This is a genomic window from Acinetobacter sp. NIPH1876 (genome assembly GCF_022808535.1).
GTDB classification, from domain to species: Bacteria; Pseudomonadota; Gammaproteobacteria; order Pseudomonadales; family Moraxellaceae; genus Acinetobacter; species Acinetobacter higginsii.
This window is the reverse complement of record NZ_JALGBR010000026.1, coordinates 22716-33082: the sequence shown is the minus strand read 5'-3', so window position 1 is coordinate 33082 and position 10367 is coordinate 22716. Positions and strand designations below refer to the sequence as shown.

12 protein-coding genes and 1 other RNA gene are annotated in these 10367 nt (G+C 40.6%); 8 read left to right on the top strand and 5 right to left on the bottom strand.

Features of this window, described 5'->3' with window-relative positions; genetic code table 11:
• The first annotated feature begins 1 nt into the window (after nt 1).
• The 7 genes from MN869_RS19600 (at nt 2) to MN869_RS19570 (ending at nt 2680) form a co-directional block, all read left to right on the top strand.
• On the top strand, nt 2–253 hold the full coding sequence (locus tag MN869_RS19600; protein ID WP_243309163.1) for an HU family DNA-binding protein: 252 nt from the start codon (nt 2–4) through the stop codon (nt 251–253).
• Nucleotides 237–692 carry a hypothetical protein gene (locus tag MN869_RS19595; protein WP_228129737.1) on the top strand — a complete coding sequence of 152 codons (456 nt, stop codon included), beginning with the start codon at nt 237–239 and terminating at the stop codon, nt 690–692. The genes MN869_RS19600 and MN869_RS19595 overlap by 17 nt, the downstream gene beginning before the upstream one ends.
• Nucleotides 691–759, top strand: an RNA gene (locus tag MN869_RS19590) — hammerhead ribozyme type II. The genes MN869_RS19595 and MN869_RS19590 overlap by 2 nt, the downstream gene beginning before the upstream one ends.
• Before the next feature lie 69 nt (nt 760–828).
• Nucleotides 829–1548 carry a DUF2786 domain-containing protein gene (locus tag MN869_RS19585; protein WP_005203916.1) on the top strand — a complete coding sequence of 240 codons (720 nt, stop codon included), beginning with the start codon at nt 829–831 and terminating at the stop codon, nt 1546–1548.
• Nucleotides 1545–1772: a hypothetical protein gene (locus tag MN869_RS19580; RefSeq protein ID WP_005203909.1), complete on the top strand. Its 228-nt coding sequence runs from the start codon at nt 1545–1547 to the stop codon at nt 1770–1772. The genes MN869_RS19585 and MN869_RS19580 overlap by 4 nt, the downstream gene beginning before the upstream one ends.
• Nucleotides 1772–2218, top strand: coding sequence for a regulatory protein GemA (locus MN869_RS19575; protein ID WP_005203907.1), 447 nt, complete (start codon nt 1772–1774; stop codon nt 2216–2218). Before MN869_RS19580 ends, MN869_RS19575 begins: the two co-directional genes overlap by 1 nt.
• A gap of 12 nt (nt 2219–2230) precedes the next feature.
• On the top strand, nt 2231–2680 hold the full coding sequence (locus tag MN869_RS19570; protein ID WP_005203905.1) for a Mor transcription activator family protein: 450 nt from the start codon (nt 2231–2233) through the stop codon (nt 2678–2680).
• A gap of 113 nt (nt 2681–2793) precedes the next feature.
• Here MN869_RS19570 and MN869_RS19565 read toward each other — a convergent pair whose 3' ends face one another.
• Nucleotides 2794–3297, bottom strand: a complete 504-nt coding sequence (locus tag MN869_RS19565) for a lecithin retinol acyltransferase family protein (RefSeq protein WP_243309162.1) — start codon at nt 3295–3297, stop codon at nt 2794–2796.
• Nucleotides 3298–3466: 169 nt separating this feature from the next.
• On the opposite strand from MN869_RS19565, the gene MN869_RS19560 reads away from it, so the two are divergent.
• Nucleotides 3467–4204, top strand: a complete 738-nt coding sequence (locus tag MN869_RS19560; protein ID WP_033133301.1) for a phosphodiester glycosidase family protein — start codon at nt 3467–3469, stop codon at nt 4202–4204.
• Nucleotides 4205–4254: 50 nt separating this feature from the next.
• On the opposite strand, the gene MN869_RS19555 is transcribed toward MN869_RS19560, so the two are convergent.
• The 4 genes from MN869_RS19555 to putA form a co-directional block, all read right to left on the bottom strand.
• On the bottom strand, nt 4255–4482 hold the full coding sequence (locus MN869_RS19555) for a hypothetical protein (protein ID WP_004653128.1): 228 nt from the start codon (nt 4480–4482) through the stop codon (nt 4255–4257).
• A gap of 249 nt (nt 4483–4731) precedes the next feature.
• Entirely contained in the window at nt 4732–5817 is a 1086-nt protein-coding gene (gene trmA / locus MN869_RS19550; protein ID WP_243309160.1) for a tRNA (uridine(54)-C5)-methyltransferase TrmA, read from the bottom strand.
• Between the two features lie 93 nt (nt 5818–5910).
• Entirely contained in the window at nt 5911–6381 is a 471-nt protein-coding gene (locus MN869_RS19545) for a GrpB family protein (RefSeq protein ID WP_033133299.1), read from the bottom strand.
• A gap of 122 nt (nt 6382–6503) precedes the next feature.
• Nucleotides 6504–10265 carry a trifunctional transcriptional regulator/proline dehydrogenase/L-glutamate gamma-semialdehyde dehydrogenase gene (putA, locus tag MN869_RS19540; protein WP_033133298.1) on the bottom strand — a complete coding sequence of 1254 codons (3762 nt, stop codon included), beginning with the start codon at nt 10263–10265 and terminating at the stop codon, nt 6504–6506.
• Nucleotides 10266–10367: the final 102 nt, after the last annotated feature.

Below are 10367 nucleotides of genomic sequence, written 5' to 3'. Positions count from 1 at the left end.
TGTGGACTCACCCATAATAATGAGCCTGAAAAGTTCCAGCTTGCACCAATCTGCTCAGCCACAACTTCGATTGTTTTTGGTGTTAGCAAATGGCGGTCAAGTCGCGCTTACTGGCTTTGGGACATTCAAAGTTACTGAACGTGCAGCGCGAACTGGCCGCAACCCTAAAACGGGTGAAGCGCTTCAAATTGCAGCATCCAAAGTACCAACATTCAAAGCTGGCAAAGGATTAAAGGATGCAGTCAATGGATAAACAGCAAGAGGAGTTTGTGGCTGTCATCAATAACTTTAAAGAGTGGTTTGATGAAGTAGTTAACACCATTACTGGTGCAGCAGACTCTGGTGCCAAAACCATTTCTTTTACAGCCAACGGTGGTGATGAGGTCGCCAATATTGAAGGTCGTGATAAGGACATGTTTCTTCTCGGTATGAAATCAGCAGTTCAATGTATTGGTAAATTTCCATTTTCACTGACTGATGCCGACGATGTGTCACTTATTAGTACAAATGACTCTAATAGATTGGAATTCCTCATCACCAACCGCCTACGTGTTGAGAAATGGTGTGTAGGTCAAGGTACAGAAAAATACTTTGTCTATAACGATGAAGATGAGCTAGTTGCTCAAGGTTTCACAAGTCGTGAGGCTATTGATCTTGCAATTCAGAAGTATGAAGCACCTGAAGAGACATAAGCGAAACACAGGCATCCGTGCCTGTGTCTGCTGGATGTCGTGATCCAGTACTGACGAGCAGCGAGGAAACCATGTTGACACACGAAGAACTTGAAAATTTACCTGAAGAAATAAAGTTTAGCCTTGGAGAGATTTCATGAATAAAAAAGAAGTTATTGAAAAAATTAAAAAGTGTTTAGCGTTGAGTAAGTCAGCAAATCAACATGAAGCAGCAACAGCATTGCGTCAAGCTCAAGCATTGATGGAAAAATTTAACATTGATGCAGACGATGCCGAACTGTTAGGTATTATTGACGCTGAAATCACTGGCAGCGGCTCTCATAAGCCACCTGTATTTGAATCAATGCTTGCTCAAGCAGTAGCAAAAATTATGGATTGCAAAGTTTTTCTTAGTTACCGAGCAGTTAGAACTCCAACCATCAAAGTTGTCACTGTCTGGAACTTTGCAGGCTTTGATCCAGCACCTGAGATTGCAAGCTATGCTTTTGATGTGCTTTATCGCCAACTCAAGAAAGCTCGTACCAATTTTATCAGCACAAAACTCAATCGAGTTCAAATCCGTAAAAATAAAATCAAACGTGCTGATTTGTTTTGTGAAGGTTGGGTCATTGAAGCATCGGAACAAGTTCGGCGCATTAAACCTGATGTGGAAAAACTTAAACAAATTGAGGCTCATATTAATAAAACTACCGAACTAACTAAATTTCAGCCTAAAAACCGTAATGAAAAAACCAACCTTGAATCTAGTCGCAGTCGCAATGATTATTGGTCAGGTCGTCAGGCTGGTAAAGATGCCAAAATCAATCATGGTATGGATGCAGGTAAACAGGTTGAAAAGCTAGGAGCAAGTTCATGACAGAAATTATGAATTGCTTAAGCGTATTGGCTTTGTTTGCAGTTTTTGGCATTGGTTTAGTGACTTGCTGCACTGAAGCAAAAAAGGCTTGGTCAGCACGAAAGATTACTGGTCAGACAGTCTTTGAACGCAAAGCTTATGGCCTTAAAGCTGGATCATCTTTGTGTCTTGCAGCACTGGCTTTGATTGGACTTGCTGATGCAGCTAAAGGAGTGTTCTGGTAATGGCTAAATTCAATAAAAAGCTGAATTTGATCAAGCTCATTCATGTAGCTAAAACAAAGCTCGGTCTAGACGATGATGTATATCGTGACATTTTAAAAAGTACGACAGGTAAAGACAGTTCTAAACTTTTAACTCCAGCACAACTTGAAGCTGTACTGGATCGTTTAAAACAACTTGGCTTTGCTGTTGTACCTAAAAATAAAGACGATATTAAAAACTTGGCAAGCGACTCACAAAGTAAATTAATCCGTCATTTATGGCTTCAGTTGCACGAAGCTGGTCACGTTAAAAATGGCAGTGAAAAAGCACTGGCACAATTTGTTGAAAACCGTGTTGAAGTGAGTGCATTACAGTTTTTGAGCAGCAAACATGCAGACATGATCATTAATCACTTACGCCAGTGGTGCAAACGTTGCGGCATTGAGCGTGTCACTTTAGAAGTATAGGAGGTATAGATCATGGCTTATCGTCCGCACATCACCGATGCACAGCAAGTTTTCACAGACGATGAGATCATTAACCTGATGCCTAAAAATTTCATCTTCATTGCACGTTTGATTAAGGTCGAAAATGCGCTGAATTTAATTGATGCCTTCGGTGGTACTAAAATCTACATTCCAATTCGTCAGGCTTTAAACGTAAATTCTGAGCTTGCGCAAGTGATAGGCTTGAGTAAGCTTCAGTTGCTTGCAGATCAGCTTGGCAATGATCACATTGAAATTCCAATGGGCACACCGATCACTGTTGCCATGCGCAACAGAGCGATCCGTGAACAAGCACCAACAATGTCTAAAGAAAAGCTTGCTCGTAAATTCAGCGTGACACTGCGGACGATTCGCAGTATCGTAAACTCTGAAGAGAAGCTTAATGTTCAGGAAGACCCCAATCTTGACTTATTCGATGAATAAGAAAAGCGGACAAATAGTCCGCTTTTCTATTTCATAGGATGTAAAACCTTTTCAAAACTCATCCCATTCAATCCCACAATATCCCGTCAAATCCCACAATTATCTCGTTACTCTTATATATTTATATTATTAGGTATCACTTGCCGACGCAGCATCATTTTAATGTATAACACGATTGCAAAGCATGCCGTTGCTACTGTGAGCATCAACCCATTCATATAACTCATAACTGAGCTGACGTAACCTATAGTCGCAAGGCGACGCTGCATACGTTCAACTTGAGTGCTGGATTCAATTCCTGTAATCGCCCAAGTACATAAGTGTTCACAGTTGTTAATGATGAGGTGGTAGTGATTTTCATGCATACGTGAACGCATACGCCGTACCACAGTTTTGGCTTGGTAGCGTGGAGATTGATAATTCCTGATATAAATTGGCTTATCACGTGCAAAACGCTGGATAGACGTCATTTCAATCGGATGCTTTTTAAAAATATGGGCAAAACCAGAATAATGAATGACTCGTCCACGGCCTGCATAAATGCCGTGGTGACTATAACCAAAGTGTTTTACGATGAGGTGTGCGCCAATTGGGAAACGCGGATGTTTTTGCTGCATGCTGATACAAGGTTATTGTATTTACACTATTATTTTAGTGAAAAAATGTGAATCAATCGAGCCTATTTGCAGTGTCCAGTTCATGATTATGTGTGGTGTTTGTATCTGCTATTTTGCAGTATGCCTTGCTATGGGACAATGAAGTAAATCTAGGCTTAACTTCGTATTTATGATGAAAAAATGGTTTTTCCTATCGTTTGCATTTTTAGCGAGTTCGTCTGTGTATGCAATGCAGCATGAAACCTTGCAATTGAATCAACAAAAATATGATGTGATTAAAGTTGAGCATCTAAATCAGTTGCAACTATTTTTAAAGCAACCTCAGAGCAATCGTTATTATCAGAAGTTTGCAGCTATCCAAAAAGAGCTATCTGCTTGTGAGGAGCTTAATTTTGCAATGAATGCAGGAATGTATCATGCAGATTTTCAACCCGTAGGATTGTATATCGAAAATGGCAAGGAGTTGGCTAAGCTTAATGTCGCGAAGGGCTTTGGTAATTTCTTTATGCAGCCTAATGGTGTAGTTGCTTGGAATGACCAACAGGCTGTGATTAAAACCACTGCTGATTATACGCATGATCAATTTAAAGCAAAATTTGCAACACAGTCAGGGCCAATGTTGGTCTATCACGGGAAAATCAACAGCCAGTTTATTGCTGACTCGAATTCATTAAAAATTAGAAATGGGGTGGGTGTTAAAGGTAATCAGTTGTATTTTGTGATTTCACAGCAACGTATCAGTTTTTATCAATTTGCCCAGTTTTTTAAGCAGCAGTTGAAAATAGACAATGCATTGTATTTAGATGGCTCGATTTCCAGTGTGTATTCAGCACAAACCAAACGCCATGATAAAACTTTTAATTTAGGGCCAATTGTTGCAGAAGTGAATAGAGAGAAATGCATGTAACACTGAAGACCCTAATCTCTTAATAGAAAGAGATTAGGGAGGACTTATTTTTATTGGATCGGTGGCTTGATCATCGCAAGTAATTCTTTGCGGCTGTAACCTCGAGAAATCAGTACTTTCTTGATGCCTTTAATGACATCTTCATCTGTTGCTTTAACTAAAGCATCCAACAGTTGTTCATTGGTTTTGCATGAACAATCATTTTCAACGCAAGAAGTTTGGTTCTTGTGTTCGTTATATTGTTCATCTGCATTGAACAGTTTTTGCCAAAAACTCATAGAGCCTTCATATACAACCTAACATAGGTCGAAATATAGCCGCTTTAAAATAAAATACAAGTCAGCTTAAGTGATAAAAGCAGCAGTTAAACTTCAATTTTTTCGATGAGTCTTTTAAAGTTCAACGAAATTATGACATTTGAATGACTTGACCTTTGAAAAATATCATTTTTTTATAAATATACTTCGAATAAAAATAAAGGGTTACTCGAACCCTTTATAAATTACTGTTACGTTGAAATAATTTGTTTAAATCTTTTCAAGCAAAACACCTGATTCCACATGATGGGTAAAAGGGAATTGATCGAACATGGCGAACTTCACAATTCGATGGGTTTGGCAAAGTGTTTTTAAGTTGTCATGCAAGGTATCTGGGTTACATGAAATATAGAGAATACGTTCAAAACCTTGTAATAGTTTGAGCGTTTCATCATCGATGCCTGCACGCGGTGGATCAACAAAAACCGTGTCAAAGTCGTAGCTTTGCATGTCGATTTCAGCTTCTTGTAAACGTCTAAATTCACGTTCACCTTGATATGCCTGAGTAAACTCTTCGGCAGATAAACGCGCCACTTGAATATTCTCAATCTGGTTTTGCTCAATGTTCCATTGCGCTGCGTAGACTGAAGATTTAGCAAGTTCAGTTGCGAGAACACGCTTAAATTTCAAAGACAGTGGCAAAGTAAAGTTACCATTACCACAATACAATTCTAAAAGGTCTTTTTCGGACTTCTGTGCAGCATCACAAGCCCACTCCAACATATGTTGACACACTTGCGCATTAGGTTGGGTAAAACTACTTTCAATTTGTTTATATTTAAAGGTGTGACCGTGAACATTAAGTTGTTCAACCACATAATCATCGCCAATAATCACTTTCTGGCCACGGCTACGACCCATGATTTTAATATTCAGTTTTTCAGCTAAGGCTTTGGCCGCTGTTTCCCATTCAGCATCTAATTTACGATGGTAAATCAGGGTGACCAGCATCTCGCCACTTAGGGTTGAGAGAAAGTCTGCTTCAAAAACACGTTGCGATAGAATCGGGACTGCTTTTAATTCATCTAATAAACGTGGCATCAAATCATTGATGCTTTGATCTGCAATCGGAAACGCATCCACGCGGATAACTTCTTTTTGTTTTCCATCTTCAGCACGTTCAAACATGGCATAGAACAAATCATCCTCGGTATGCCAAATACGAAATTCTGCACGCATACGGAAATGCTGTTCGGGCGATTGAAACACTTCTAAAGCTGGTGGATTGAACGATGCAAACTGTGTAGTAATACGTTCAACTTTCTCTTGAAGTTGCTGTTGGTAAGATATGGTCATAAAAAAGAAAACTACAGGTGAAATCTAAACGGGAATGGTATCAAAAAAGCACGCTAAGGTGCAGGAAATTGTGATATTCACTTATTTATATGCTTAGCCTAGGGCGAGTACAGATTGGATAAAATCTGCTTTAATTTGCCGATATTGGTCTTGAGATAAGCCAATACATCTTTGTTTGAGCTGATTATATTGTTGTGTCAGGCTAGGTGAGTTTCTTAATAGATCCCGAAAGGTGATGAAATTGCAAAACTCTGAACCTGTCACCACGATTTGCAATGCCACATCATGTTGTTGTGATTCCAGCATACAAAGTTCATGAGTACGGAGTGTATCAAGTTTTTCTTTAAAATTAAGCTGTTGTAATTTTTCAATTGAATCTAAAAATTGATGGGCGGGTACTTCAATATAAATATCGAGATCACCTTTTGAAATTGCATTGGGAATGGCGGATGAACCAATATGCTCAACAATTGCAAAAGGAATAAGCTGCTGGATTTTATTTTTATAATCTTCAAAATGCTGAGCGCAGTTGGGTTGATATTCAGGGGCTGAGAAGAAATGCATCTAAATGGTCTCATTTTATAATAGGAATAAGGCGATCTAAAAAATAATAAAAAACCCGAACCATGTAAACATGATTCGGGCTAGGATGAGGAGCGTTTGAAGCTCCGCAAGGGATTTAAAAATTAATCTTCAGATAAAGTCATTAAGCTTGCGTTACCACCAGCTGCAGCAGTATTCACACTGATTGCACGTTCGATAACAAGACGTTCTAAAGGAATTTGTTCATTGGCTTGTAACTGGGTAATCCCGACAATCGCACCTGAACGATTCGCAACTTTAGTTTGCAAGTCTTGCAACTGTTCAACAGAACCATGATGAAGCACTGCATCAAACGCATCTTTTTCAACACTTGAAATCACAGTGATTGCATCTAAGACATCTTTTGGTAAAGATGCTTTGTGTTTTACTAAGAATGCATTGTCTTTCAACACAGCCGCAGTACTGCTGACGGAGAAAATCGCAAGTAATTGTTGAAGCTGGCTTGCTTCATCATTCGCAATTGAAAGCACACGATGACGAGGTAAGATAATGTATTGGTTGCTTTCACCCGTAGGGCCTTGCAACTCGTAGAACTTACCTACACCAAATGCTGGAATCGCTGTGATTGCTTGCGGCATGTTTTGGTTTGCCCAAGACAATAAGCTTTGATAAGCAACATTTGAAACTGCATCAAACTGAGAGATTTCAGCTTTCACCGCAAATGGGGTCGCCAATACTTTCTCTGAACAATGTTCCATCAAGCGGTACATATAAAGTGGACCACCCGCTTTAGGACCAGTACCCGATAAACCTTCACCACCAAATGGTTGAACGCCTACAACTGCACCCACGATGTTGCGGTTGATATATAAGTTACCCACTTCAGCACGCTGGATCACAGTATTAATGGTTTCATCGATACGTGTATGCAGACCCATGGTTAAGCCATAGCCTTTGGCATTGATACGGTCGATCAATTGCTCAAGCTCACCATATTTATAAGTGATGATGTGCAATACAGGACCAAACACTTCGCGTTCTAGATCGTCAAGGTTTGGCAATTCAATCGCTGTTGGCGGAACAAATGTACCTTGTGCAAGCGCTTGTTGGCTTACCGCATCGTTAAACATCAATTGATGAACAGGGTAGCCCTTAGATTTCATCTTTTGAATGTGCGTATCGATGGTTTGTTTTGCTTCAGTATCAATTACTGGGCCAATGTCAGTTTTTAAGATCGCAGGGTTGCCAACGATCAACTGTTGCATTGCACCTTTCAACATTTTGATGACTGTTGCAGCGCTGTCTTCTTGCACACATAAGATACGAAGTGCAGAACAACGTTGACCCGCACTGTCAAATGCAGAACTGACAACATCGAGAACCACTTGTTCAGTCAACGCAGATGAATCAACGATCATCGCATTTTGACCACCGGTTTCCGCGATTAACGGAATGGGTTGACCGTTTGGAGACAAGCGTTTTGCGACAGTCTTTTGCAAAATTTTTGCAACTTCAGTCGAACCTGTGAACATGATGCCTTGAACACGATCATCTTGGCTTAATTGCGCACCAACGGTTTCACCGCGACCTGGAAGAAGTTGAACAACGCCGTGTGGCACGCCAGCTTCCCAAAGCATTTGAACGGCTTGAGCTGCAATTAACGGTGTTTGTTCAGCAGGTTTGGCAATCACACAGTTACCACTCACCAATGCCGCTGCAATCTGACCAGAGAAAATCGCAAGAGGGAAGTTCCATGGGCTAATACACAATACGGTACCTAATGGCTTGACTTGTGCATTTGCAGGCAAGTTTTCGATTTGAGTTGCATAGTAACGCAAGAAATCGACTGCTTCACGAACTTCTGCAATAGCATTGGCATAGGTTTTACCACTTTCACGGCAAAGTAAGACCATCAACTCTTGAATGCGAGTTTCCATCAAATCTGCAGCGCGTTTTAAGCAAGCTGCACGTTCTACTTTGTCTGTGGCAGCCCAGCTTTGTTGTGCTTGTACCGCTGCTTCTAGCGCCAGTTGTACATCTGCGCTGGTTGCTTCATTGACATGACCAACAACTTCACTGTTTTGTGCTGGGTTTGTAATTGCAATCGCATTGCTTTGATCGTGGACTGTTGATTCAAATCCAAGTAATGGTGCACTTTTCCACACGTGATTACGAAGTTTTTGTGCAGTTGCATCTAAGTCTGTTAAAGGTTGATCGTTATTTAGATCAAAGCCATTTGAGTTTGGACGTAATGGGTAAAGATCATGCGGAAGTGGAATCGCAGGGTGTTTTAAGCCAAGCTGACCTTCATCTTTCGCAGAAGTTTGAATATCTTTGATTGGAGACTGAATCAAGTCTTCAACTTTTAAAGTCTTATCAGCAATACGGTTTACGAATGAGGTGTTTGCACCATTTTCAAGTAAACGACGGACTAAATAAGCCAATAAAGTTTCATGGTTACCAACAGGTGCATAAACACGACATGGAACACCTAATTTGCCATCTTCTTTAGAACCAACCACTTGTTCATACAATGGTTCGCCCATACCGTGCAAGCATTGGAATTCGTATTGACCAGGATAGTATTTGCTTGGATCAGCCAAGGTATAGATCGTTGCAAGTGATTGCGCATTGTGTGTCGCAAATTGCGGATACACTTGATCAGGTGCAGCAAGTAATTTTTTCGCACAAGCAATGTATGACAAATCAGTGTGTACTTTGCGGGTAAACACAGGGTAATCCGTCATACCATCAATTTGAGCTTTCTTGATTTCGCTATCCCAGTATGCACCTTTCACCAAACGGATCATCAGGCGCTTGTTACTGCGTTTTGCAAGGTCAACGATGTAATCAACAACGTAGAAACAACGCTTTTGATAAGCCTGAATAACGAAGCCAATGCCTTTCCAGTCAGCAAGCTTAGGTTCAAAACATAAACGCTCAAGCAATTCGAGGGAAATTTCTAAACGTTCAGATTCTTCAGCATCGATGTTTAAACCGATGTTGTATTGTTTTGCCAAGCAAGCAAGTTCGAAGACTTTGTTGTAAAGTTCATGATGAACACGTGCAATTTGTGCACGTTGGTAGCGTGGGTGCAAAGCAGAGAGCTTGATTGAGATACCAGGGCCATCATAAACGCCACGACCATTTGATGCTTTACCAATGGCATGGATCGCTTGCGTGTAGTCGTTGTAATAGCGGTCTGCATCATGTTCAGTCAGTGCAGCTTCACCCAACATGTCGTATGAGTAGCGGAAACCTTTGTGTTCAAATGGTTTTGCATGTTCAAGCGCTTCTTCGATGGTTTCACCTGTAACGAATTGCTCACCCATCATACGCATGGCAACGTCAACTGCTTTACGGATGATACCGCGACCACTACGCGCTAAAAGACCAGTCAAAACACTCGATAAGCTGGTTTGCTTTGGAGTTTCCATTAACTTGCCAGTTAACATTAAGCCCCATGCAGCAGCATTTACGAACATCAGGTTACTTTGACCGACGTGATCTTTCCAGTTACCTTGGTTGATTTTGTCACGAATCAATAAATCGCGTGTCGCTGTATCTGGAATACGAAGCAAAGCTTCAGCCAAACACATCAATGCCACACCTTCCTGTGAAGAAAGCGAGAATTCTTGGAGTAAACCTTGAACAATACCTGCTTTACCCGCCGAGCTTTTACGTTCACGTAAATTATGCGCTAGGCTAAACGCAAGTTCATAAATTTTCTGATCAAGTTCTGGGGAAATGTTGGCTGCTTCAGCAAGTACAGCCACTGCTTCAGGCTCTGCACGTCGCCAAGCCGTATTAATGCGTTGCTCAAACTCACTTTTTTCTTTAAATTCGGTGATATAACCGTCGATGTGAGCTGTTTCCATTTGTGCGGGAGTATCCAATGTATTCATACTAAATTCCAATAACAATCTCTAGAACATATTGAGTAGAGAGGTTTAGATAATTTATGATTACAGAATGAATCCCGAGTAACTCACTATAATTTACCCATT

Bases quoted from the DNA above. Each gene is read 5' to 3' on its own strand.
- putA (WP_033133298.1), bottom strand. From the start codon at position 10,265: ATGAATACATTGGATACTCCCGCACAAATGGAAACAGCTCACATCGAC.
- MN869_RS19565 (WP_243309162.1), bottom strand. From the start codon at position 3,297: ATGCAGCAAAAACATCCGCGTTTCCCAATTGGCGCACACCTCATCGTA.
- MN869_RS19585 (WP_005203916.1), top strand. From the start codon at position 829: ATGAATAAAAAAGAAGTTATTGAAAAAATTAAAAAGTGTTTAGCGTTG.
- MN869_RS19570 (WP_005203905.1), top strand. From the start codon at position 2,231: ATGGCTTATCGTCCGCACATCACCGATGCACAGCAAGTTTTCACAGAC.
- MN869_RS19555 (WP_004653128.1), bottom strand. From the start codon at position 4,482: ATGAGTTTTTGGCAAAAACTGTTCAATGCAGATGAACAATATAACGAA.
- trmA (WP_243309160.1), bottom strand. From the start codon at position 5,817: ATGACCATATCTTACCAACAGCAACTTCAAGAGAAAGTTGAACGTATT.
- MN869_RS19545 (WP_033133299.1), bottom strand. From the start codon at position 6,381: ATGCATTTCTTCTCAGCCCCTGAATATCAACCCAACTGCGCTCAGCAT.
- MN869_RS19575 (WP_005203907.1), top strand. From the start codon at position 1,772: ATGGCTAAATTCAATAAAAAGCTGAATTTGATCAAGCTCATTCATGTA.
- MN869_RS19560 (WP_033133301.1), top strand. From the start codon at position 3,467: ATGATGAAAAAATGGTTTTTCCTATCGTTTGCATTTTTAGCGAGTTCG.
- MN869_RS19580 (WP_005203909.1), top strand. From the start codon at position 1,545: ATGACAGAAATTATGAATTGCTTAAGCGTATTGGCTTTGTTTGCAGTT.
- MN869_RS19595 (WP_228129737.1), top strand. From the start codon at position 237: ATGCAGTCAATGGATAAACAGCAAGAGGAGTTTGTGGCTGTCATCAAT.